Annotated in this window: 18 protein-coding genes; 7 read left to right on the plus strand and 11 right to left on the minus strand. The window is 49.5% G+C overall.

Annotation, left to right across the window (positions count from 1 at the left end):
• Positions 1–107 precede the first annotated feature (107 nt).
• The gene (gene rpoD, locus ACTHR7_RS02460) at positions 108–2,060 is read right to left on the minus strand and encodes an RNA polymerase sigma factor RpoD (protein ID WP_377072683.1); all 1,953 of its coding nucleotides are present in this window, start codon (positions 2,058–2,060) and stop codon (positions 108–110) included.
• 194 nt (positions 2,061–2,254) lie between these two features.
• Positions 2,255–4,027, minus strand: coding sequence for a DNA primase (gene dnaG, locus ACTHR7_RS02465; protein ID WP_440370261.1), 1,773 nt, complete (start codon positions 4,025–4,027; stop codon positions 2,255–2,257).
• Positions 4,028–4,357: 330 nt separating this feature from the next.
• Here dnaG and ACTHR7_RS02470 point away from each other — a divergent pair, with 330 nt between their 5' ends.
• Positions 4,358–5,794 carry an NAD-dependent succinate-semialdehyde dehydrogenase gene (locus ACTHR7_RS02470; RefSeq protein ID WP_440370262.1) on the plus strand — a complete coding sequence of 479 codons (1,437 nt, stop codon included), beginning with the start codon at positions 4,358–4,360 and terminating at the stop codon, positions 5,792–5,794.
• 698 nt (positions 5,795–6,492) lie between these two features.
• Here the strand turns inward: ACTHR7_RS02470 and ACTHR7_RS02475 are convergent.
• Both ACTHR7_RS02475 and ACTHR7_RS02480 read right to left on the minus strand, forming a co-directional pair.
• Positions 6,493–7,479, minus strand: coding sequence for a malate dehydrogenase (locus tag ACTHR7_RS02475; RefSeq protein WP_377072686.1), 987 nt, complete (start codon positions 7,477–7,479; stop codon positions 6,493–6,495).
• Positions 7,480–7,600: 121 nt separating this feature from the next.
• Positions 7,601–8,575 (minus strand): PhoH family protein, encoded by a 975-nt coding sequence (locus ACTHR7_RS02480; RefSeq protein ID WP_254324836.1) that lies wholly within the window; start codon positions 8,573–8,575, stop codon positions 7,601–7,603.
• 102 nt (positions 8,576–8,677) lie between these two features.
• On the opposite strand from ACTHR7_RS02480, the gene ACTHR7_RS02485 reads away from it, so the two are divergent.
• The 3 genes from ACTHR7_RS02485 to rlmB all read left to right on the plus strand — a co-directional run bounded on the left by ACTHR7_RS02485 (position 8,678) and on the right by rlmB (position 10,505).
• Positions 8,678–9,388, plus strand: a complete 711-nt coding sequence (locus ACTHR7_RS02485) for an AzlC family ABC transporter permease (RefSeq protein ID WP_107791874.1) — start codon at positions 8,678–8,680, stop codon at positions 9,386–9,388.
• Positions 9,385–9,693, plus strand: a complete 309-nt coding sequence (locus ACTHR7_RS02490) for an AzlD family protein (protein ID WP_003680717.1) — start codon at positions 9,385–9,387, stop codon at positions 9,691–9,693. The genes ACTHR7_RS02485 and ACTHR7_RS02490 overlap by 4 nt, the downstream gene beginning before the upstream one ends.
• Positions 9,694–9,755: 62 nt before the next feature.
• Positions 9,756–10,505: a 23S rRNA (guanosine(2251)-2'-O)-methyltransferase RlmB gene (rlmB, locus tag ACTHR7_RS02495; RefSeq protein ID WP_107791875.1), complete on the plus strand. Its 750-nt coding sequence runs from the start codon at positions 9,756–9,758 to the stop codon at positions 10,503–10,505.
• A 52-nt stretch (positions 10,506–10,557) separates the two neighbouring features.
• Here the strand turns inward: rlmB and ACTHR7_RS02500 are convergent, their stop codons facing one another.
• From ACTHR7_RS02500 to pdxH, 3 genes are all read right to left on the minus strand, one after another.
• Entirely contained in the window at positions 10,558–10,971 is a 414-nt protein-coding gene (locus ACTHR7_RS02500) for a hypothetical protein (protein WP_107791876.1), read from the minus strand.
• 370 nt (positions 10,972–11,341) lie between these two features.
• Positions 11,342–12,400 (minus strand): pseudouridine synthase, encoded by a 1,059-nt coding sequence (locus tag ACTHR7_RS02505; protein ID WP_003686367.1) that lies wholly within the window; start codon positions 12,398–12,400, stop codon positions 11,342–11,344.
• Positions 12,401–12,559: 159 nt separating this feature from the next.
• A complete protein-coding gene (gene pdxH / locus ACTHR7_RS02510) occupies positions 12,560–13,192 on the minus strand; it encodes a pyridoxamine 5'-phosphate oxidase (RefSeq protein ID WP_003686383.1) in 633 nt (210 codons plus the stop codon).
• A gap of 111 nt (positions 13,193–13,303) precedes the next feature.
• Between pdxH and dut the strand changes: the two genes are divergently transcribed.
• The 3 genes from dut to guaA all read left to right on the plus strand — a co-directional run bounded on the left by dut (position 13,304) and on the right by guaA (position 15,983).
• Positions 13,304–13,756 carry a dUTP diphosphatase gene (dut, locus tag ACTHR7_RS02515; RefSeq protein ID WP_003680707.1) on the plus strand — a complete coding sequence of 151 codons (453 nt, stop codon included), beginning with the start codon at positions 13,304–13,306 and terminating at the stop codon, positions 13,754–13,756.
• Positions 13,757–13,942: 186 nt separating this feature from the next.
• Positions 13,943–14,269: a hypothetical protein gene (locus ACTHR7_RS02520; RefSeq protein WP_063067841.1), complete on the plus strand. Its 327-nt coding sequence runs from the start codon at positions 13,943–13,945 to the stop codon at positions 14,267–14,269.
• Positions 14,270–14,417: 148 nt separating this feature from the next.
• Positions 14,418–15,983 (plus strand): glutamine-hydrolyzing GMP synthase, encoded by a 1,566-nt coding sequence (guaA, locus tag ACTHR7_RS02525; RefSeq protein ID WP_070461856.1) that lies wholly within the window; start codon positions 14,418–14,420, stop codon positions 15,981–15,983.
• 71 nt (positions 15,984–16,054) lie between these two features.
• Here the strand turns inward: guaA and gloB are convergent, their stop codons facing one another.
• From gloB to purL, 4 genes are all read right to left on the minus strand, one after another.
• Positions 16,055–16,804 carry a hydroxyacylglutathione hydrolase gene (gene gloB, locus ACTHR7_RS02530; protein ID WP_070583951.1) on the minus strand — a complete coding sequence of 250 codons (750 nt, stop codon included), beginning with the start codon at positions 16,802–16,804 and terminating at the stop codon, positions 16,055–16,057.
• 23 nt (positions 16,805–16,827) lie between these two features.
• On the minus strand, positions 16,828–17,913 hold the full coding sequence (locus ACTHR7_RS02535) for a hypothetical protein (RefSeq protein ID WP_440370263.1): 1,086 nt from the start codon (positions 17,911–17,913) through the stop codon (positions 16,828–16,830).
• 184 nt (positions 17,914–18,097) lie between these two features.
• Positions 18,098–18,883, minus strand: a complete 786-nt coding sequence (locus ACTHR7_RS02540) for an HNH endonuclease (protein ID WP_083297181.1) — start codon at positions 18,881–18,883, stop codon at positions 18,098–18,100.
• 298 nt (positions 18,884–19,181) lie between these two features.
• A complete protein-coding gene (purL, locus tag ACTHR7_RS02545) occupies positions 19,182–23,210 on the minus strand; it encodes a phosphoribosylformylglycinamidine synthase (RefSeq protein ID WP_440370264.1) in 4,029 nt (1,342 codons plus the stop codon).
• Between the last annotated feature and the right edge of the window lie 156 nt (positions 23,211–23,366).

Raw genomic sequence — 23,366 nt, forward strand, 5'->3', positions numbered from 1 at the left:
TAAGTTTAAGGCCGTCTGAAACGATTAAATCTTTTGAGATTTGGTTTTCAGACGGCCTTTTTGTATTGCAATAAAAAACCGCAGGTCTTTCAACCTGCGGTTTGCTTTTATGATTTGTTTTCTTCGCTGTCGAGGAAGCTGCGAAGGCGGTCGCTACGGGTCGGGTGGCGCAACTTGCGCAGGGCTTTGGCTTCGATTTGACGGATACGTTCACGGGTTACGTCAAATTGTTTGCCGACTTCTTCCAAAGTGTGGTCGGTATTCATATCGATACCGAAACGCATACGCAAAACTTTGGCTTCACGCGGCGTCAGGCTTTCAAGGATTTCTTTGGTCACTTCGTGCAGGCTGGTGTACATCGCAGCTTCTGCCGGTGCAACGTTGTTGGCATCCTCGATGAAGTCACCCAAGTGCGAATCGTCGTCATCGCCAATCGGTGTTTCCATGGAAATCGGCTCTTTGGCGATTTTCATGATTTTGCGGATTTTGTCTTCCGGCATTTCCATTAGCTCGGCCAGTTTAGCAGAATCAGGCTCTTCACCGGTTTCTTGCAGGTATTGGCGCGAGATACGGTTCATTTTGTTGATGGTTTCAATCATGTGAACCGGAATACGGATGGTACGCGCTTGGTCGGCGATAGAACGGGTAATCGCTTGACGGATCCACCATGTGGCGTAAGTTGAGAACTTGTAGCCGCGGCGGTATTCGAATTTGTCCACCGCTTTCATCAGGCCGATATTGCCTTCTTGAATCAAATCAAGGAACTGCAAGCCGCGGTTGGTGTATTTTTTGGCAATGGAAATAACCAAACGCAAGTTGGCCTGAATCATTTCCTGTTTGGCTGCTGAGGTTTCTTTTTCGCTCAACACCATGTTTTTGTTGATTTCTTTCAACTCTTCGATGGAAATTCGGGTTTCGGCTTCCATATTTGCCAGCTCGGTTTGTTTTTCGAGGATGGCGTGGCGGAAACGATCCAATGCGTTTGCCCATACACGGCCTTTGGCTACTTCTTCTTCTACCCATTCCAAATCGGTAATAGCTGGCAGGAAGTTTTTGATGAAGTAGTCGCGATCCATACGGACGCGGTCGATACAGATGTCGCGGATTTCACGCTCGAGTTTACGGATGTTTTCAACGCGGCTGCGCAGGTTGCTGCTCAGGTTTTCGATTTGACGTGTGGCAAAACGGACTTCTAACAGTTTGTTGGCAATGGCATCACGGTGTTTCAGGTAGTTGGCGTGCAGGCTGCCGTATTTTTCCAACTGCTTGATCATTTTGCCGTATTCGCTCTCGATAAAGGCGAAGTGTTCCAAAACTTTTTGCTTCAGTTCGGCCAAATGGGCAGCGGATATGGCTTCAGAGTCGCTACCTGAATCGTCTTCATCTTCATCGTCGCCATCTTCATCATCGCTAACGGTTTCGCCTTCTTCGTCATCTGGTTTGGCATTTTCCAAATGACCCAAGCCCAATTCGTTCAACAAGACTTCATTAGGGTCGATGATGGCTTCAACCACTTCATCCACACGGATTTCGTCGTTGCGGACTTGTTCGATCAAAGCCAGAATTTCGGCAATTGAGCCTGGGCAGGCGGAGATTGCCTGCACCATGTTTTTCAGTGCATTTTCGATTTTTTTGGCGATGATGATTTCGTCTTCACGCGTCAACAGATCGACTTGACCCATTTCACGCATATACATACGCACAGGGTCGGTTGTGCGGCCGAATTCTGAATCTGCACTGGAGAGTGCTGCTTCGGCTTCTTCAACGGCATCGTCGTCGGTCATGGCGGCGGCGTTGTCGCTCAAGAGGATGTCTTCAGCATCGGGGGCTTGCTCGGTTACTTGGATGCCCAAGCCGGAAATCATGCTGACGATGTTGTCGATTTGCTCGGCGTCGGACATATCGTCGGGCAGGGCATCGTTAATTTCGGAATAAGTGATGTAGCCGCGTTCTTTACCCATAATAATGAGTTGACGCAGACGGGCGCGCTGCTCTTCGATACTCAAGGGACGGTTGTCATCTTGGTCTTGGTATTCTTCGTAGTTTTGGTTTTTAGACATGGATTGCTCTCTAGGTTGATAGGATGCCGACGGTTTACGGTGATGTGGCCGTACCTGAAGGCGGAGCAGAGCTTTTTGTTGTGAAATCAGATTTCACTTTAATACTCTGAGGCTGTCTGAAAATATTACGGATGGAGTGTTCTGCGTGTCATGCTTCGCAGCGTGTGTTTAGATTGTTCAGACGGCCTGAGGGGTTAGTTTTGCTTTGCCGTCAAAAGCGACAGCAAAAGTCTTTTTTCATTTTCGGTCAAACCAGTTTGAATACTTTTTTGCTTTAAAGTTTCGATTTGACTGTATTTTAATTCATTTAACAACTTTTTCATGCCAATTTGGAAACTTTCGCAATCTTCTTCGTTATCCCCTTCCATTTCTTCAGAATGAAGGGTCGATAAAAAGATTTGATTGACGGTTTCCTCATAGGGCGAACCGCGCATATATTCAAGCACTTGTGCGGTTGCAGGAGTCGTATCGTGATGCTTGATGGTTTCGGCTAAATTGGCAAGGCAGGCAAAGTCGCCGCTTAAAGCCAGATAATCGGGTAGGTCTATATATGAAGCCCAAGCCGGATTTATCAAGAGGCTGCGTATCTGTCTTTGAACCAGCGTCAGCATGGTTGGCTGTTTGACAGAAATAGGCGGCAGTTTGTAACTTTTTTGTTTGACGTGCCGCTTTGGCGCTTCTTGTCCGAGTAACTGGGCGAGGTTGTCCGGGTCAATGCCTACCAGCTCGCTGAGTTTTTGTTTTAGAAGATAGCCCAATGCCGGCGCGGTAATCTGAGCCAAAAGCGGAGAACTGGTTTTGACCAACTCTGCTTTGCCTTCTTGTGTATTGAGGTTAAGGCCGTCTGAAAGATGTTCCCAAAAGTATTCCGATAGGGGCTTGCTTTGGTTTAACAAGGCATCTTCAAATTGAGTCTTGCCGTAGGCGCGGATGTAGCTGTCTGGATCATGTTCTTCGGGTAGGAACAGAAAATGCAGCGATTTATCGTCTTTTAATTGTGGTAACGCATTTTCCAGCGCGCGCCAAGCCGCTTTACGTCCCGCACTGTCGCCATCAAAACAAAAATAAATACTGTCGGCCTGACGCATCAGGATTTTGATGTGTTCCGCCGTGGTTGCCGTACCCAAAGCCGCTACGCCGTAGCCGACGCCGAACTGCGCCAATGCGACCACGTCCATGTAGCCTTCGACCACCAAAATCCGTCCTGCCTCTTTTATGGCAGCACGCCCTTCATATAGTCCGTAAAGGTTTTTCCCTTTGTCAAACAAAGGAGTATCGGGCGAGTTCAGGTATTTGGGTTTGGAGTCGTCCAATACGCGGCCGCCAAAGCCAATTACCTGACCGCGAGGATTACGGATAGGGAACATAACACGATGGCGAAAGCGGTCGTAATGTTTGCCTTCGTTATCAACGACCATGCCCGTATCCACCAACGCAGTATTCGGATAGGGTTGGAACACTTGCGCCAAAGGTTGCCAACCGTCAGGCGCATAGCCTAAGCCATAATGCGCGATGACTTCCGCACTCAAGCCGCGCTTATCCAAATAAGCCTTTGCCGCCGGATTGAATTTCAACTGTTGTGCGTAAAAATCCGCTGCCGCTGCCGTCGTTTCTTCCAAAGTCTGTTGTTTTTTCTTACGTTCGGCACGGATTTCGGGATTGTCTTCCTGCCCGCGAACTTTAGGCACCGTCATACCGACGCGATCAGCCAAAAACTGCACCGCCTCCGGAAACGACAGCCCCTGATGTTCCATCACAAAACCAATCGCCGAACCATGAGCCCCGCAACTGAAGCAATGGTAAAATTGCTTGGTCGGGCTGACCGAAAACGACGGCGTTTTTTCCTTGTGAAACGGACAGCAGGCCATATAGTTTGCCCCGCCTTTCTTCAGCGGAACCTGCTCGTCGATAATATCGACAATATCGACTTTGGATAAAAGCTCGTCAATGAAATCAGATGGAATCATGGCTCGGCAGAAGAGGATGGACGGAAAACATTTCAGACGGCCTTATAAACAGACAAAGGCCGTCTGAAAATGGAATTTTGGATGAGGGTTGAACTGATTTTTATATTATAGCAAATTGTTGTAATACATGTGTCTTATCCTTTTGAGGTAGGGTATTAATCATCGTATTTCATTCGTTATTTAAGATAGATATGATGTCGTTAAAGCAAAGGCCGTCTGTAAGATATTCAGACGGCCTTTGATGTTGGTTTATTTTTTGATTTAGTTGCACTTTGATGGTATGAATATGATAATGAACGTATATCCTCGGTTTTAGAAAGGTCGTTTCTCATGAAAGATTTTGCCCGTTTGCTCAATCATCCCGATATTTCCTTTTCTCCGATTCCAAATGCCATTAGAGTTGATAACCCTGCAACAGGTGAGGCTTTGGCATTTGTCCGTAAGACTGGTTCAGACGGCCTGAAGCTTTTGATTCAAAAGGCAGAGACGGCACAAAAATTATGGGCGGCAAAAACCGCGTTGGAACGGGCCGATGTGTTGTGGCGTTGGTATTTTTTAATTAAAGAAAACAAAGAAGAACTGGCGCGTATCATGACGATGGAGCAGGGCAAAAGCCTGACTGAGGCGCGTGGTGAAATTGATTATGCGGCTTCGTTTGTGCGCTGGTTTGCGGAAGAGGCGCGGCGGATTGACGGCGATGTGCTGACAAGTGTGAAAGCATCGCAAAAACTGGTTGTATTGAAACAGCCTGTCGGTGTTACCGCTGCGATTACGCCGTGGAACTTCCCATCTGCGATGATTGCACGCAAGGCTGCGCCTGCTTTGGCGGTGGGTTGCGCGATGATAGTCAAACCAGCATCACTCACGCCTTTGAGTGCGTATGCATTAGTCGTTTTGGCTTATGAAGCGGGCGTACCACAGGATTTGTTGCCTGTTGTCAGCGGTAGTGCTTCGGAAATCAGCCATGAATTTGCCACAAATCCAACTGTGCGCAAAATTAGCTTTACCGGCTCAACCGAAGTCGGCGCAAAAATTTTTGCCGACAGTGCGGCAGACATTAAAAAACTTAGCTTAGAACTGGGCGGCAATGCGCCGTTTATCGTGTTTGACGATGCCGATTTAGACAAAGCCGTCGAAGGTGCGCTCGCCAGCAAGTTCCGTAACAGCGGTCAGACCTGCGTCTGCACCAACCGCGTTTACGCTCAATCCGGCATTTACGAGGAATTTTGTCACAAATTGAGTGAAAAAGTGGCTGCGCTCAAATTGGGCAACGGCTTGGAAGATGACGTAAACCAAGGACCGCTGATTGAGGAAAAAGCGGTGGAGAAAGTAGAGCAGCACATCGCCGACGCATTGGCTAAAGGCGCAAGTTGCCTGACCGGCGGCAAACGCAGCGCGTTGGGTGGAACGTTTTTTGAGCCGACTGTTTTAAGCAGCGTTACGGCGCAAATGGCGGTAGCCCACGAGGAAACCTTCGGGCCTTTGTGTCCGGTGTTCCGTTTTGAAACCGAAGCCGAAGTCATCGAGGCTGCGAACAATACGGAATACGGTTTGGCAGCTTACCTTTTCACCTCCGATACCGCCCGCCAATGGTGCGTCGGCGAAGCCTTGGAATACGGCATGGTCGGTATCAATACGGGCTTAATTAGTAATGAAGTAGCACCGTTTGGCGGCGTAAAACGCAGCGGTTTGGGACGTGAAGGCAGCAAATATGGTGCGGACGAGTATTTAGAATTGAAATATTTGTGCATTGATGTAGCGGAATAAGGCTGCATAGTAAAGACCGTCTGAAATTTGGTTTTCAGACGGCCTTTTTCAAACGCAGAGAAGGTATTGGATAATTTTTATATTGTGAGAGCGAGCTTTATAAAAAAGCAAAACCATAAGAAACAAAGTTGCAAAAAATTTGTCACATGTTTATAAAATTAGTTTGATAACTATTTTTATGTTTTTAATTTCATTATATGTGTATTCCAAATTTCTGGCAGTAGTTTTTCTTTGAGTGATGGCAGCGAAATTTTGGCACATATATCGGCGGCACAATTAGTTATATACACAAATGTGGGCAAGGCGAGATTGGTTCTTTTTGCTCACACGGTGTGGCTCATATCGATAGCGTGGGAACTTTATCTAGGTTACAATTTTTGGGTATGATTTTTATAAAAAAGGTGATGTGAATGTTGAAGAAATTTTTAATCTTGTTTTGCGTAGCTTTCACCGGCGCATGCAGTTCCTTTGATGGAGACGGTTTGACAAATGGCTCATATTCTCAAGGGAAACGGCTTGACCCGAATTGTGATCATTATGCTGTCGGCGGTAGTGGTGGCGGTTGTACACCGTCAGGTCAATGGCATCTTAAAGATAAGCAAGGACAAAGAGTGCCATTCTAGCTTTTAAAAATGATTGTAGAACGGGCATTTAATTATTTAGGCCGTCTGAAATTTGGTTTTCAGACGGCCTTTGTTTTAGAGTAGATCCTGGATGGCTGAACGTTCTTCTTCCAATTCGGCCAGTGTGGCGGCAATACGTTTTTGGCTGAATTCATCCGACAAGTCCAAGCCTTGGACGATGCGGTAGCTGCCTTCGTCACAAATGACGGGGAAGCCGAAAATCAAACCTTCGGGAATGCCGTAGGAGCCATCGGATGGAACGCCCATGGTTATCCATTTACCGCTGCTGCCGAGCAACCAGTCGCGCAGGTGGTAGATGGCGGCATTGGCGGCGGAAGCTGCGGATGATGAACCGCGCGCAGCGATAATGGCGGCACCGCGTTCGGCGATTTTCGGCATGAAGACTTCGGTGTTCCAGTCGGGTTCGGTAATCATGTCTTGGACGGACTCCCCGTTGCTGGTGGCGTAGCGGTAGTCGGCGTACATAGTCGGGCTGTGGTTGCCCCAGACGCACATTTGCTCGATGGAAGTAATCGGGCGGTTGATTTTTTCGGCAATTTGGCTGACTGCGCGGTGGTGGTCGAGACGCATCAGGGCGGTAAAATTTTCCGGCGGGATGTCGGGTGCGGATTTCATGGCGATGTAGGCGTTGGTATTGGCCGGATTGCCGACGACGAGGACTTTAACGTTGCGATGGGCAACTTTGTTCAACGCCGCGCCTTGTACTTTGAAAATTTCGCCATTGGCGTGCAACAAGTCGGCACGCTCCATGCCTTGCGTGCGCGGGCGCGCACCAATCAAGAGGGCGATGTCGGCATCTTTGAAGGCGACTTCGGGGTCGTCTGTGGCGAAGATGTCGGCAAGGAGCGGGAAAGCGCAATCCTGCATTTCCATAATCACTCCGCGCAATGCCTGTTGTGCCTGTGGCAGGTCGAGCAGCTGCAGGATAACGGGTTGGTCGCGTCCGAGCATGATGCCGCCGGCGATACGGAAGAGGGTGGCGTAGGCGATTTGGCCTGCCGCGCCGGTAACGGCGATTCGGACGGGTGGCTTGAGGGACATATTTTTCCTTTTGAAGTCTTTGTTTTACTTGATTTTCGGATTATAGCAGTATTATAGGGAGAATGATGTAGAAAGGCCGTCTGAAATTTGATTTTCAGACGGCCTTGAGTGTTTGAAAAGATTATTCGCCGCTTTTCTTTTCGGCTTGCTCTTCCGCTGCTTCATAGGCTTCGACGATTTTCTGCACCAAAGGATGGCGGACAACGTCTTCGCTGGTGAAGGTGTGGAAATACAGGCCTTCTACATCGCGCAGTTTTTCTCGTGCATCTTTCAAGCCGGATTTGATGTTGCGCGGCAGGTCGATTTGGCTGATGTCGCCGGTAATGACTGCTTTGGCACCAAAGCCGATACGGGTCAGGAACATTTTCATTTGTTCGGGCGTGGTGTTTTGCGCTTCGTCCAAGATGACATACGCGCCATTTAAGGTGCGGCCGCGCATGTAGGCGAGTGGCGCAATTTCAATCAAACCTTTTTCCATCAGTTTGGTTACGCGGTCGAAACCCATCAAATCATACAGTGCATCGTAAAGCGGTCGCAGGTAGGGATCGACTTTTTGTGCCAAATCACCCGGCAGGAAGCCTAATTTTTCGCCTGCTTCGACTGCGGGGCGCACCAACACGATGCGTTCGATTTGGTGTTTTTCCATGGCATCGACTGCGGCGGCAACGGCAAGATAGGTTTTGCCTGTACCGGCCGGGCCTAAGCCGAACACGACATCGTGGTTGAGCAAGGCGCGGATATAGCCGTTTTGGCGCGGGGTGCGGCCGCCGATGCTGCCGCGTTTGGTGCGGAAATAGTATTGTTGGTCGTGGTGTTTTTCTTCGTGTTTTTCATCTGCTGTTTTTGCTTCAACGGCCGCGAGGCTGATGGCGTTGTCGTCCAAGTCGCCTTTTTTTGCGGCTTCGGCAAGCGACAGCAAGGCGCGACGGCCGGCGTGTGCCAGTTCGCCCATGAAGGTGAAATGTTCGAAGCGGCGGCTGATTTGGATATCAAGGGCTTTGCCTAAGGCTTCGAGATTGCTGTCGAGCGCGCCGCACAGGCGTTGCAACACGGTATTGTCAATTTCTTCAAACTGTAGATGGACGGTGTGGGTCATATCGGTTTCCGTAAATAAATCTAATTTTTCCGTATTATACCCTTGTTCAGACGGCCTGCTTTATAATACGTCGCTTCTTTTTAATAAACCGTTTCAATCAAAATGAATCAGACTGCTTCTCCTCAATCGGAATTTCTGCGCGGTATCAAAGAATGTTCCCCCATGCTGATCGGCTTGTTGCCGTGGGCGCTGATTTTGGGCATGCAGGGTGGGCAGAAAGGCATGAGTTGGCTGGAAATGCTGCTGATGACGGGCATGAACTTTGCCGGAGGTTCGGAATTTGCCGCAGTCAATTTGTGGGCAAATCCTTTGCCGATTATGCTGATTGCAACAGTTACGTTTATGATCAATTCGCGCCATATCCTGATGGGGGCGGCGATTGCGCCGTATATGAGGGATATGCCGCTGAAAAAGGCAATGCCCGCGCTGTTTTTTATGTGTGATGAAAGCTGGGCAATGGCGTTTGCTGAAATTCAAAAGCGTAAGGCGGCAGGTTTGCCTGCTTTCAATATGCCGTTTTATGCCGGCGTGTGTTTTATTTTGTATGTAACTTGGATTGGTTTTGCGGCATTTGGCGCGGCAGTCGGCCCGATGTTCGGCGATGTGGCGGCTTGGGGCTTCGGCATGGCGTTTCCTGCGGTGTTTTTGGTGTTGCTGCGCGGGATGTGGAAGAGCTTTGCGGCTTCACGCCCTTGGTTTGTCAGCCTGATTGTGGCGTGCGCAACCTATTTGACCGTGGATGGCGCATGGTATGTTCCGGCCGGAACGTTGTCGGGCTTGTTGGCGGCGTATGTGTGGGGAGAGCAAAAATGAAGGATTTGTTGTCGCTGCAATCGTTTTTGCTGTTTTTAAGTATGTTGGCCGTTACCTATTCAACCCGATTAATCGGCTTTTTTGCATTGCGCAACCGTACGTTGAGCCGTCGCGCGCAAGTGGTTATGGAGGCCGCGCCGGGCTGTGTGTTGATTTCCGTGATTGCGCCTTATTTTGTGTCGGACAAACCGCATGAGCTGATTGCCATTGCTTTGACGGTATTGGCGGCCAGCCGGTTTTCGATGTTGGTGACGGTATTAATCGGCGTTGGCACTTCGGGCATACTCGGTTATTTGATGAAATAAAAAATTTTCAGACGGCCTTACTTGTTATAATGGCCGTCTGAATTTTTTGATAAAGCAAAAACATGGCAAACCAACGACTCATCTATGGCTTTCACGCCGTCAATGCCCGTTTGTGGCAAAACCCGAAATCGATTACCGAACTCTATATCCAAGAGGGCAAATCCGATGCGCGCACCCGCGATGTATTGGATAAAGCGGCCTCTGAAAACGTACGCGTGCATTTTGCTGATGCCGACCGCCTGAATGCCATCAGCAAAGGGGCGCGTCATCAGGGCGTGGTCGGGTTTATCGATGCTTCCAAAAACCATGTTCACTTAGAAGATGTATTGGAAAACCTGAGCGAACCTCCGTTTTTGCTGGTATTGGACGGCATTACCGATCCGCACAACCTCGGCGCGTGCCTGCGTACTGCCGATGCGATGGGCGTGCATGCCGTAATTGCGCCTAAAGACAAAAGCGCCGGCTTGAATGCGACTGTCAGCAAAGTTGCCTGTGGCGCGGCGGAAACCGTGCCGTATATTACCGTAACCAATCTTGCCCGTACTTTGCGTGAATTAAAAGAGTACGGCATTTGGATTGTCGGCACAGACATGGGTGGCGACTCCGACCTTTACCACTACGACTTGCCCGACAGCGTGGCTTGGGTAATGGGCAACGAAGGCGAGGGTATGCGCCGCCTGACGCGGGAACATTGCGATATGCTGGTATCGATTCCGATGTTTGGCACGGTAGAAAGCATGAATGTTTCCGTCAGCGCAGGCATGGTATTGAGCGAAACCCGCCGTCAACGCGTGTTGAAATCGGAAAAATAAAAAGTTTAATTAAAAGGCCGTCTGAATGTTTTTCAGACGGCCTTTTAAAATTTTAATGTTTCTCCAAACGTTTGACTTCCGTTTCTTCTAAGACCTCCGCCTCCACCAAAGGAATCGTAACATCGGCATCTGTTGATGGTTTTAAAAGCTCATATACGGTTTTTTTAACGGCTGTTTCAATACGAGAACGCATTGACCATACGAATAAAAACAATAAGATAAAAAATGAGGTAAAGATAAATAGTCCGTATAGGTAGCTGCCCAAAAGCTGGCCTATATAAAGTGAAAGGCTCAGTAAAACCAAAATGACGGCTACTGCGCCTGTAATGGCGAAGAGTAGGTAGAAAACGCTGGGTGCCGCATATTCAGAAGCCGTTTCTGCCAATTGTTCCTGTTTTTCTCGAACGCTGTCGGAAATCGGGTCAATGATGGCTTCACGAAATTTCCGCTTTATAAAATCAAACATAGTTTCCCCTTTTTTATAATGGTTAAAGAAATAGCATTATCTTATAAATAAGAAATTTATGCCAAAGCATTTGGAAATTTGGATGTATTGGACGCAGTGAATATACCGATTAATTGAGATGAAGGGATAGGCTATTATTGAGTACAGCCTTGTGAAGGTTGGAGTAGCTCTGCTTATATTTAATAATAAAGTAGAAAAAATATAAATTATTTAAATATTTAAAATAAATGGAATAAATTTGTAATAATATGTTTTGTGCTAAGAGATTTGAGTATATAAATGTTTTAATTCTCTTGATTTTTATGACTAAAGCAAGATGTTATAAGGCTGAGACGATTTTGCAAAAGTCTCAGCCCCGATTTATCTTACATTAACTTTTCTTCCGGCGACGTTCGCCAGGCAGTAGCATATCTGCCCATTTGATGATGTTGGCGACTTCTGCCGGATTGAGTTCGTAGAACTGGCCGCGTTTGAGGCGGTTTGGCAGGCCGATAGGGCCGAAGCCTACGCGGACGAGGCGGCTGACGGTCAGGCCTTGGCTTTCAAAAATGCGGCGTACTTCGCGGTTGCGGCCTTCTTTGATGACGACGTTGTACCATTTATTTGCGCCTTCGCCGCCTTGTTCGTAGATACGTTCTACTTTTGCTAGACCGTCTTCGAGCATCACGCCTTCTTCGGTTAGGACGCGCATTTGTTCGGTGGTCAACTCGCCCAATACGCGTACGGCGTATTCGCGTTCGACTTCAAAGCTGGGGTGGGCAAAGCGTTGAACCAGTTCACCTGAAGTGGTCAGGATCAAGAGGCCGCTGGTATTGATGTCCAAACGGCCGATGGCCACCCAGCGGCTGCTGGCTGCTTGCGGCAGGCGGTCGAAAATACTGACGCGGCCTTGCGGGTCGTCGCGGGAAACGATTTCGCCTTCTTGTTTGTAGTAGAGGATGATGCGTGGCAGGCGGTCTGCCCATTTGAGTTTGATGATGCTGCCTTTGACGGTAACATGATCGTCGGGCGTGACTTTTTCACCCAGTTGGGCTACGCGTCCGTTGACCGTTACCCAGCCGTTGCTGATCCATTCTTCCATTTCGCGACGTGAACCGACGCCGGAAGCGGCCAGGACTTTTTGCAGGCGCTCGGGTTCAAAGCGTGAAAGGTCGCTGCGGCGTTCTTTCAAATCGCGGGCGTGCTCCATGATTTTTTGGTTTGGGTTGCGGACCACCAGTTTTTTGGCTTTGGCAGCACGTTGTTTAGGTGCGGTATTTTGAGCTTTGGGGCCGTCTGAAACTTTTTGGCCGTAAGGTTTGCCTGATGTTTTTCGCTCGTCGTCGGGACGTTTTTTATTGGCAAAGGATTTGGCCGGTTTGGAAGGTTTTTTGGCGGTAGATGATACGCCGTCGCGCCATTGGCGTTTGCTGGAAGGCTGTTTGGACATGATTTTTCCTAACTCGCTTGAAAAAGCGGTTCTTCTGCGGCATTTGCGGCAGGGGTTGGATTGGGGGAAAAGGCCGTCTGAAAATCAAATTCAGACGGCCTGCCGATGAAAGGCTGTATTGTAACTCAACCAGTAAATTTTTGTTTGAAAATCCGAAAATTATGGCGAAAGGCGTTCGCGTATCCAGTTGCCGTCAACCAGGCGGTATTGGATGCGGTCGTGCAGGCGGCTGGGGCGGCCTTGCCAGAATTCGATGCGGTCGGGAATAACGAGGTATCCGCCCCAATGCGGAGGGCGGGGAACATGCAGGGGATGTTTGACACCGACGGCCGCGGCTTTGGCCACCAATACGGCTTTGCTGGAAATCACTTCGCTTTGCGCACTTGCCCATGCGCCGATACGGCTGGTATATGGGCGGCTCTCAAAATATTCGTCCGAAGCGGCAGCATCAAGTTTTTCAATGCGTCCTTCAACGCGCACTTGGCGTTCGAGTTCCGGCCAGAAAAAAGTCATAGCGGCAAAAGGGTGTGCCGTATAGGAGCGGCCTTTGCGGCTATGGTAATTGGTAAAGAAAACAAAGCCTTTGGGGTTGACCTCTTTCAGCAGTACCATGCGGCTGTTGGGCCTGCCGTCTTCGCCTACGGCGGCAACGTTGACCGCAGTCGGTTCGTTGACTTCGGCGTGAATCGCTTCGTTCAGCCATTGCTCGAATTGGACAATCGGGTCGGCGTGGCATTCGGCTTCCGACAGCTCGCGTTTGCTGTAATCTTCGCGGATATTGTGCAGATCCATGATTTTTCTCCTTAGGTCTGACTGAATCATACTCCGTTTTTTCAGACGGCCTCAAGGGCATTTGTGTATAATCGTAGCCCTTTCCAATATAGAACAATACGGAGTCCTGTCATGCAAACCGAAGTCGAACTGAAAATCTTAAATCCGAAAATGGCCGATTCCCTGCCTGCTTATGCAACGCCCGGTTCTGCCGGTTTGGACTTGCGTGCCTGCCTGGATGAAGCCGTTGTATTGCAGCCGGGCGATGTGTATCTCGTGCCGACCGGTTTGGCGGTGCATTTGGCCAACCCTGCGTATGCAGCCGTTTTGTTGCCGCGTTCCGGCTTGGGTCATAAGCACGGTATTGTTTTGGGCAATTTGGTCGGTTTGATTGACTCGGATTATCAAGGTGAATTGAAGGTTTCTTTGTGGAACCGTGGTAAAGAAGCGTTTACCATCGAGCCGATGGAGCGTATCGCACAAATGGTGATTGTGCCAGTTGTCCAAGCCGCGTTTAAGGTTGTGGACGAGTTTGCCGCCAGCGAGCGCGGTGAAGGCGGATTCGGCAGTACCGGCAAAGCCTGATGATTTGAAAGGCCGTCTGTAACAGGATAAATTGAAATATTCGATTTCGGTTTGCCGCTGTTCAGACGGCTTTTTTGTTGTGCCAACCTTTGCATAATTACACACAAGATTGCATTTTTATATCTTGCCTGCATGGCTGACGCACCCAATAATACAGGCCGTCTGAAACCTTTACGGAGCGTTGTTATGTCCCGCCCCTCACTTTTTCTGCCTTTGTTTTTGATTATCTTTGGTGCGATTTGGTTTTTACGCGCTACGGATATTTTGCCTGCGACATCGACAATGATTGCCGGTGCATTAATTATTTTGGGCTTTGCCGTGTTGATTATGGACGGCATCAACAAACAGTCCATTGTTTCCGGCCCGATGCTGGTTTATATCGGTACAGCCATTTATCTGCACATGAGCTACTGGATTTACCTCTCGCCGTTATTGGCCATCGGCATGGTCGTGTTGGGTTGTCTGCTGTTGCTCTCACGCAGCGATATGGTTCCTGAGAAACACACAAAATAGAAAGATGAGAGATTTGGGTTTTGCCCTATAAAGGCCGTCTGAACAATGGTATAATCCGCCGTTTAAGACGGCCTTTTTTATTGTGGTTTAAATTTGAAATTTACCCTCTCGGCCGCACCGTTTTCTTACATTTTGCAAAGTTTTCGCCATGACCCAAGACAAAATCCTTATTCTCGACTTCGGCTCGCAAGTTACCCAGCTGATCGCCCGCCGCGTGCGCGAAGCCCACGTTTACTGCGAACTGCATTCTTTCGATATGCCTTTGGAAGAAATCAAAGCCTTCAACCCGAAAGGCATCATCCTCTCCGGCGGCCCTAATTCTGTATACGAATCCGATTATCAAGCCGATACCGGTATTTTTGATTTGGGCATTCCGGTTTTGGGCATCTGTTACGGCATGCAATTTATGGCGCACCACTTGGGCGGCGAAGTTACCCCGGGCAACCAACGCGAATTCGGTTATGCGCAAGTCAAAACCATCGACAGCGAGCTGACACGCGGCATTCAAGACGATGCGCCAAACACGCTCGACGTATGGATGAGCCATGGCGATAAAGTTTCCAAACTGCCTACCGGCTTCTCTGTCATCGGCGATACCCCGTCTTGCCCGATTGCCATGATGGAAAACGCTGAGAAACAATTCTACGGCATCCAATTCCACCCTGAAGTGACCCACACCAAACAAGGCCGTGCGTTGTTGAACCGCTTTGTCTTGGATATTTGCGGCGCACAACCAAGCTGGACCATGCCGAACTACATCGAAGAAGCCGTTGCCAAAATCCGCGAACAAGTCGGCAGCGACGAAGTGATTTTGGGTTTGTCCGGCGGTGTGGACTCTTCCGTAGCGGCCGCGCTGATTCACCGCGCCATCGGCGACCAACTGACCTGCGTGTTTGTTGACCATGGTCTGTTGCGTTTGAACGAAGGCAAAATGGTGATGGATATGTTTGCCCGCAACTTGGGCGTACGCGTGATTCACGTTGATGCCGAAGAGCAGTTTTTGGCGAAACTGGCCGGCGTGACCGATCCGGAGAAAAAACGCAAAATCATCGGTGCGGAATTTATCGAAGTATTTGACGCTGAAGAGAAAAAACTCACCAACGCCAAATGGTTGGCGCAAGGTACGATTTACCCTGACGTAATTGAATCCGCAGGCGCGAAAACCAAAAAAGCCCACGCCATCAAATCACACCACAACGTCGGCGGCCTGCCTGAAAACATGAAGCTCAAATTGCTTGAACCATTGCGCGACTTGTTCAAGGACGAAGTGCGCGAATTGGGCGTTGCTTTGGGTCTGCCGCGCGAAATGGTATACCGTCATCCGTTCCCGGGCCCGGGTTTGGGTGTGCGTATCTTGGGCGAAGTGAAAAAAGAATACGCCGACTTGCTCCGTCAGGCAGACGATATTTTCATTCAAGAATTGCGCAATACTACCGATGAAAACGGCACATCTTGGTATGACCTGACCAGCCAAGCCTTTGCCGTATTCCTGCCTGTGAAATCCGTCGGCGTAATGGGCGACGGCCGTACTTACGATTACGTCGTTGCCTTGCGTGCCGTGATTACCAGCGACTTTATGACTGCGCACTGGGCTGAGTTGCCTTACTCGCTGCTTGGCCGTGTGTCCAACCGCATCATCAACGAAGTCAAAGGCATCAACCGCGTGGTTTACGATGTAAGCGGCAAACCGCCTGCCACGATTGAATGGGAATAATCCCTAAAAAATAAAGGCCGTCTGAACAGATATTGTTCAGACGGCCTTTATTTTTTAGGGACTAAGCCCAATTAAAATTGATTTTTCAATTCACGCAAAGCAGCGAAGACTTCGAGTTCGCTGTTTAATTTTCGTCCGCTCAATTCTTCGGCGCGTACCTGAACTTTGGGCAGGTGTATGCGGAAAAACGGGTTGACTTTGCGTTCGTGCGCCAGGCTGACAGGTAATGTCGGCGTGTGTTTGGCTGCGGTCAAGGCCGTCTGAATGTCGGCGTTGTCCGGCTCGATATGCAGGGCGAAGCGCAGATTGGAGGCTGTATATTCGTGCGCCGGATAAAACAGCGTTTCTTCGGGCAGCTGGTTGAATCGGTGGAAGCTGTCGTAAAGCTGCTCGATTGTGCCGGTAAATACGCGGCCGCAACCAGCGGAGAACAAGGTATCACCGCAGAAAACGTGCAGGCCGTCTGAGTTTTCCAGCAGATAGCTGATGTGGCGGTCGGTATGGCCGGGGGTTGCCCAAACGGTAACCAAGCCTTCGCCAAACGGGAACTGCGTACCTGCGGTGACGGTATGCGTTGCTACGTCGATGTCGCTTTCGCCATAGATTGGGGATTCCAAAAAGCCGTGGAACAGGCTTTTTGCGCCGCCGGTATGGTCGGGGTGCGGATGGGTAATCCATGTTTGCGCCAGCATCAGGCGGTTGTGGACGAGGAATTTCAAAACGGGCGTGGCATCGGACGGATCGACGCAGGCGGCATGGTTGCCTTCTTGAATCATCCAGATGTAGTTGTCGTTTAGGGCTTGGATTGGCGTGATTTTCATATGCTTTCTTCTGGTTTGGGGTTTCAGACGGCCTCTAAATAATCTTTGATATTCGGGCTTTGGCCGAACACAGCTTCATGGGCTTGATAGATGCACAGTCGGTTGAACAGCAATCTTTGGGTTTGGTCGCCGTCGATAATCCGCACTTGGCCTTGCAGTTTGGGCGCGTCGTGATGAAAGGTATTCTTAAACGCGTGCCAACGGTCGGTTTGCAGATGGACGACGGCAAACATATCGTGCGAGATATTAACGCCGACGCTGAATAGCTTGGCCGAGGCTTGCAGGCAGAAACTGCTGTCGCCAAACAGGCACAGCCCCGTGTTTTCCGGATAGCGGAACAATTCGATTTTCACGGCTTCGGGTTCGGCAAAGATGTTGCAAAACAGCCGTTCAAACAACGACGGCTGCGCCACGCCTTCGCTCAACATACCGTAAAGTCCGCCCAGCCAATCGACATAGCCGAGAAAAGTGAAACGGTAGTCCTGCATAATGGCTTCGATGCGCTTGGGGTCGCGTTTGCTGATCAAGCGGACAAATTCAAAACCGACTTCCGGCAGCCGCGCCCGCAGTGTTTGGTGCAGGCGGTGGGCAAACAGGTTTTTATGGTTGTGCGGATTGCGCAGAATGCCGAGGAACTTCAGCCGCAATATCCGCCACAAGGCATCCGGTACTTTGACGGTATCGGCATTTGCCGTAGTTGTTTTCAGACGGCCTGCAGGTAAGGTGCGCAGATGATTGCAGGCCTCTTCGTAGCCGCTTTCATGACGGTTGAACCAGCTTTCCAGATTGTATTGGTTGGCGGAGTCTTCGACAAAGGTCAGCGTATAGAGGTTTTTCGCCGCCAAGTTGCCGATGATGTTGACGCTTATCGCTTCGCTGCGGTTTTGTTCTTTGCCACGGGCTTTTTCGCCAGTATGGAACATAGACAGCGGTAAGCGATAAACGTTTTGATTTTGCGGGCTGACCTGCGGATTATGCGAATGTTGCCGCTGCTCGGTTTGGGCGATGAAGTGGTGTTCCTTCGTCGGATTCGCGGTCAACAGGGCGTAAGGCTTTTCACCGCATTCGGAAAATTCGCAATCGCTGAGGATAAAGGCTTGTCGAGTCATAATGTCGGGAAAGGCCGTCTGAATATGTCGATTATAGTTTAAAAGTGGGAATTATACAGAATGACGGCGACGGGTTTGGTCTTTATACGCAAAAGGATGCAAAAAGGTCGTCTGAAAACAGATAGAGCGGGGTTCGCTAAATTATTTTCAGACAACCTTAAATAAACGGACTGTTCAACACTATCTATTCTTCTCTTTGGAAAACGTGGTTGCGGTGATACTCGAAATATTTTTGGCTTTCAGGTTCGATTTTTAATTTCATATCGGGAGAAATCCCAAGCCGCTTTTGATTTTCCAGATCGATTTTCGGACTGATTTTTATCGTACCGTCGGCATCAAACGTAATCAGTCCACTATCGAATAATGCGTCGATATTGGGGGCGAGCATCAGACCATTGAAGGGATCTAACCTCTCTTCATTATTGCACTTGCTCCAAGGTTTGATATGGCTGGCAATAAGTAAAGACCGAACATCTAGATCTGTCAGTGGGCAGCTCGAATACAGTTCGAGTAGTTTTTGCCGGAATCTGCCTTGCCCTTGACGGGCTTTTATTAAGGTTTCGATTTCGGTTCGTTTTTCTGGTTCAATTTCAGATGCTAATTGTTCTTTGAGTTTACCGAGATCTTGTTCCAAAGATTGGGTTGAGTTTATTTGAAAATTTGTTGGTTTGTATAATTCAAATATTCCTCCTTTTTTCCACCATAAAAAGTCTTGGTGCATTGATTCGTGATAATGCTTCCTTGAGTTTGAATTAACACTAAGTACATACAAAGAAGCACGTGTATCATCATTATAGTCAGGAGTAATCTGCCATTGGTTTTTTAGTTCTTCAATCTGTTCATCTACATCTTTTACCTTAAATTGTGTTTTGCCCATATCATGCAGATGTAAGACGATTCTTTTTATAATTTCTATTGTCCCATCAATATGTTCTCCATTGATCCGTGCGGAATATTTTGTTTTTGCCATTTAAGTCTTCCTACCAAAGTTAAGTTTTCTAATTTAATTATTTGGGGTAATGCATTGATTTTCCTATGACCGTCATTCCCGCGTAGGTGGGAATCCAGAAGCTTGAATTTACAGTAGTCTTTGAGTATTTCTGAAATGCAGGGGGCTGGATTTCCGCCTGCGCGGGAATGACGGCGGTTGGTTCGGTATTATGCGCAAAAGAACATATAAAGGTCGTCTGAAAATAGATATAGCAGAATCCGCTAAATCGTTTTCAGACGACCTTTCTCTTTAAAGCCTAATCAAATCAGCCTGTCGGTTAACCCAACGCCTTCCTCGCTCCGGCGAAGAGGCGGTACCAGCCGGACAGTTCCGTCCAGTCTTCCGGTTTCCAGCTCATTTGCACGGCACGGTATACGCGTTCCGGATGCGGCATCATGATGGTCACGCGGCCGTCGGTGTTGGTCACGCCGGCAATACCTTGCGGCGAGCCGTTAGGGTTGAGCGGATAAGTTTGGGTCACTTGGTTTTGACCGTCTACATATTGCAACGCAATACCCAAATCGGCAGAAATGTTGCCGCCGTGAAGCGCGAAGTCGGCGCGGCCTTCGCCGTGGCTGACGACGACGGGCAGGCTGGAGCCTTGCATTTCGTTCAGAATCAGGGAGGCTGATTTGGGGACGTGAACCATGCTCAGGCGCGCTTCGAACTGTTCGCTCAGGTTGCGTTTGAACTTCGGCCAGCCTGCCGTGCCGGGGATGATTTCGGCAAGGTTGCTGACCATTTGACAGCCGTTGCACACGCCCAATGTCAGCGTGTTCGGATCGGCAAAAAAGGCGGCAAATTGGTCGCGCAGAGCAGGGTGGAACAGAATCGATTTCGCCCAGCCTTCGCCTGCACCGAGTACGTCGCCGTAGCTGAAGCCGCCGCACGCCGCCAGCATTTTGAAGTCGGCAAGGTGGACGCGGCCTGCCATCAGGTCGGACATATGCACGTCGTAGGCATCGAAACCGGCTCGGGTAAACGCGGCGGCCATTTCGATTTGTCCGTTTACACCCTGTTCGCGCAGGATGGCGATTTTGGGTTTCGCGCCGCTGTTGATGAATGGCGCGGCGATGTCTTCATTCACGTCAAACTTCACGTCGGCAAACAATGCGCTGCGTTCGTTGTCGCCAATCAGGGCGAACTCGCTGTCGGCGCAGGCAGGATTGTCGCGCAGTTTTTGGATGGCGTGGCTGGTTTCTTGCCATGCCCGTTGCAGGTCAATCAAACTGAAAGTTTCTATTTTTTCATAATTTTTGTCAGCTTTATGAGGGTGCAGATTAACATCCCTATATAAATTTATTTTGTCAGAATTATTAATTGTTCCAATAATATGGACAGATTGTTTCCTTAAAAAATCCTCTCGTATTATGTTAAATGGGCTTTTTAATAAACCTGATTGATTCAGCAACCTTTCAACATCTTGATAATCGGATTTCTTAATTTGTAAAACAGCACCTAATTCTTCATTAAATAATACTCTATTGATAATATTTTTTTCCAAATTAGAGTTTGGGAGTGAGTAGCCAGGCCAACGTTCATCTATACAGACTTCTGATAAAGTAGTCTCAAATATACTAGTCAAATCAATATCTAAACCTAAACGGCTGGCAAACGCCATTTCTACCAAAGTGGCAAACAAGCCGCCATCGCTGCGGTCATGGTATGCCAAGAGTTTGTCTTCGGCAACAAGCTGTTGAATCACGCTGTAAAAGGCTTTCAGACGGCCTGTATCGTCCAAATCAGGTGCATCGCCTGTCATGTTGTTGTAAACCTGACCGAATGCAGAGCCGCCCATGCGCGCTTTGCCGTTGCCCAAGTCAACCAGCAGTAATACGCTGTCTTCGACGTTTTTCAACTCGGGCGTAACGGTTTTGCGTACGTCTTCCACTGGCGCAAACGCAGAAATAATCAGGCTTAAAGGTGAAACGACGGATTTTTGTTCGCCATCCTGCCAAACGGTTTTCATCGACAGGCTGTCTTTACCCACGGGAATGCTCAAATCCAATGCCTGACAGGCTTTGGAAACCGCTTCGACGGTGCGGTAGAGTTTTTCGTCTTCGCCCTCGTTGCCACACGCCGCCATCCAGTTGGCGGAAAGTTTGATGTTGCCGATGTCGCCGATGTTGACCGCCGCGATGTTGGTAATGGCTTCGCCGACGCACATTCTGCCCGAAGCAGGCGCGTCAAACAGGGCGACGGTCGGTTTTTCGCCCATAGACATCGCTTCGCCGCGATAGGTGTTGAAGCCCATCATGGTAACGGCGCAGTCGGCTACGGGGGTTTGGTATTTGCCGACCATTTGGTCGCGGTGGGTCATGCCGCCGACGCTGCGGTCGCCGATGGTAATCAGGAAGTTTTTGGCGGCTACTGTAGGCAGACGCAAAACGCGGTAGGCGGCTTCGGTAATATCGATATTGCCCGCGTTAAACGGTTTTTCAGACGGCGTAACCGTTTTGTCGGTACGCGTGGTTTTGGGCGGTTTGCCGAGCAAGACGTTCAGCGGCAAATCGACGGGATTGTTGGAGAACAAGTCGTCGCGTACTTTCAAATGGCCGTCGTCGGTCGCCGTGCCGACTACGGCAAACGGGCAGCGTTCGCGTTCGCAGATGGCGCGGAAGGTCTCCAAATCTTTTTCCAAAATCGACAACACATAACGCTCTTGTGATTCGTTACACCAAATCTGCAATGGATTGAGGCCGTGTTCTTCCAGAGGCACTTCGCGCAACTTGAATACCGCGCCGCGTCCGGCATCATTAACCAATTCGGGGAAGGCGTTGGACAAGCCGCCTGCGCCGACGTCGTGGATGGAGATAATCGGGTTTTGGTCGCCGAGCTGCCAGCAACGGTCGATGACTTCTTGCGCGCGTCGTTCGATTTCAGGGTTGCCGCGTTGTACGGAGTTGAAGTCCAAAGACGCGTCATTTGTACCGGTATTCATGGAAGAAGCCGCGCCACCGCCTAAACCGATAAGCATACCCGGGCCGCCCAGTTGGATCAGCAATGCGCCTTCGGGGATTTCGTCTTTGTGTGTTTGTTGTGCCTGAATGCTACCCAAACCGCCTGCAATCATAATTGGTTTGTGATAGCCGCGAACCTGACCGTCGAACTTCTCTTCAAAAGTGCGGAAGTAGCCCAAGAGGTTCGGACGGCCGAATTCGTTGTTGAACGCTGCGCCGCCGATCGGGCCTTCAATCATGATGTCTAAAGGGGAAGCAATATGGCCGGGTTTGCCATAGGCTTGTTCCCAAGGCTGCTCCAAGCCAGGGATATTCAGGTTGGAGACGGTAAAACCGGTCAAGCCCGCTTTCGGACGTGAGCCTTTGCCCGTTGCGCCTTCGTCGCGGATTTCGCCGCCCGCACCCGTTGCCGCGCCTGCAAACGGCGCGATGGCGGTCGGATGGTTGTGCGTTTCCACTTTCATGATGATATGGGTGTCTTCTTCGTGGAAACGGTAGCCTTGGTTTTCCGCCGCATTCGGATAGAAACGCTCGACTTTTGCGCCTTTGATTACGGACGAATTGTCTTTATAGGCAACGACTGTGCCTTCGGGATGTGCGTTGTGTGTATCGCGAATCATGCCGAAAAGGGATTTCGGTTGTTTTTCGCCGTTGAGGATGAAGTCGGCGTTGAAGATTTTGTGGCGGCAGTGTTCGCTGTTTGCCTGAGCGAACATCATCAATTCAACATCGGACGGATTGCGGTTTAAAGCCTGATAGTTTTCAACCAGATAATCGATTTCGTCGGCTGAAAGCGCCAAACCCATTTCGGTATTGGCTTTGACCAATGCCTCTTTACCGCCGCCCAATACATCTACGCTGGAGAAGGTTTCCGATTGGATGTGGTGGAACAGTTGCGCCGCTGCATCGATGTCGGTCAACACGCTTTCGGTCATGCGGTCGTGCAACAGGGCTGCCCATTGTTGTTTTTGCCCGTCGGTAAGCGCACCTTCCAACCATACGGCTATGCCGCGTTCAATACGCTCAATGCCTTCTAAGCCGCAGTTTTCGGCGATATTGGTTGCTTTGGAAGCCCAAGGCGAAATGGTGCCTAAACGGGGCGTTACCAAAAATAAATGCAAGCCCTCGCGCGCTTTGGGCGTTTGTTCAACGCTTTGCGCTGCCAGTAAGGCTTGCAGTTTTTCGACTGTCGCGGCATCAAGTGTTTTTTCGCTACCGACAAAATACCAAAATTCGCTGCTTAATTTGACTTCGGGCAGGCCGAGGGCGGCTGCTTTTTGGAAGAGTTTTTCAACACGGAAATCGGAAAGGGCGGTTACACCGCGCAAGGGCAGAACAACAGACATGGATTCAGCTCACAAAATGCAGTTGGGGAATCCATTATTATACCTGAAAAATGCAATTTTGCTTGTGAATTTATACTTCAAGTGTTGACAATTTTTGCTTGTAAATTGAAGGGGAATAAGGCAATCGTGCCGCCTAGTTTTTTATTTTGTACCTGA

The sequence above is a fragment of the Neisseria sp. P0007.S010 genome, assembly GCF_051962875.1.
Classification (GTDB): Bacteria; Pseudomonadota; Gammaproteobacteria; order Burkholderiales; family Neisseriaceae; genus Neisseria; species Neisseria subflava_A.

Excerpts from the sequence above, each read along its gene's own strand:
- rpoD (WP_377072683.1), bottom strand. The coding sequence starts at position 2,060 with ATGTCTAAAAACCAAAACTACGAAGAATACCAAGACCAAGATGACAAC.
- dnaG (WP_440370261.1), bottom strand. The coding sequence starts at position 4,027 with ATGATTCCATCTGATTTCATTGACGAGCTTTTATCCAAAGTCGATATT.
- ACTHR7_RS02470 (WP_440370262.1), top strand. The coding sequence starts at position 4,358 with ATGAAAGATTTTGCCCGTTTGCTCAATCATCCCGATATTTCCTTTTCT.
- ACTHR7_RS02475 (WP_377072686.1), bottom strand. The coding sequence starts at position 7,479 with ATGTCCCTCAAGCCACCCGTCCGAATCGCCGTTACCGGCGCGGCAGGC.
- ACTHR7_RS02480 (WP_254324836.1), bottom strand. The coding sequence starts at position 8,575 with ATGACCCACACCGTCCATCTACAGTTTGAAGAAATTGACAATACCGTG.
- ACTHR7_RS02485 (WP_107791874.1), top strand. The coding sequence starts at position 8,678 with ATGAATCAGACTGCTTCTCCTCAATCGGAATTTCTGCGCGGTATCAAA.
- ACTHR7_RS02490 (WP_003680717.1), top strand. The coding sequence starts at position 9,385 with ATGAAGGATTTGTTGTCGCTGCAATCGTTTTTGCTGTTTTTAAGTATG.
- rlmB (WP_107791875.1), top strand. The coding sequence starts at position 9,756 with ATGGCAAACCAACGACTCATCTATGGCTTTCACGCCGTCAATGCCCGT.
- ACTHR7_RS02500 (WP_107791876.1), bottom strand. The coding sequence starts at position 10,971 with ATGTTTGATTTTATAAAGCGGAAATTTCGTGAAGCCATCATTGACCCG.
- ACTHR7_RS02505 (WP_003686367.1), bottom strand. The coding sequence starts at position 12,400 with ATGTCCAAACAGCCTTCCAGCAAACGCCAATGGCGCGACGGCGTATCA.
- pdxH (WP_003686383.1), bottom strand. The coding sequence starts at position 13,192 with ATGGATCTGCACAATATCCGCGAAGATTACAGCAAACGCGAGCTGTCG.
- dut (WP_003680707.1), top strand. The coding sequence starts at position 13,304 with ATGCAAACCGAAGTCGAACTGAAAATCTTAAATCCGAAAATGGCCGAT.
- ACTHR7_RS02520 (WP_063067841.1), top strand. The coding sequence starts at position 13,943 with ATGTCCCGCCCCTCACTTTTTCTGCCTTTGTTTTTGATTATCTTTGGT.
- guaA (WP_070461856.1), top strand. The coding sequence starts at position 14,418 with ATGACCCAAGACAAAATCCTTATTCTCGACTTCGGCTCGCAAGTTACC.
- gloB (WP_070583951.1), bottom strand. The coding sequence starts at position 16,804 with ATGAAAATCACGCCAATCCAAGCCCTAAACGACAACTACATCTGGATG.
- ACTHR7_RS02535 (WP_440370263.1), bottom strand. The coding sequence starts at position 17,913 with ATGACTCGACAAGCCTTTATCCTCAGCGATTGCGAATTTTCCGAATGC.
- ACTHR7_RS02540 (WP_083297181.1), bottom strand. The coding sequence starts at position 18,883 with ATGGCAAAAACAAAATATTCCGCACGGATCAATGGAGAACATATTGAT.
- purL (WP_440370264.1), bottom strand. The coding sequence starts at position 23,210 with ATGTCTGTTGTTCTGCCCTTGCGCGGTGTAACCGCCCTTTCCGATTTC.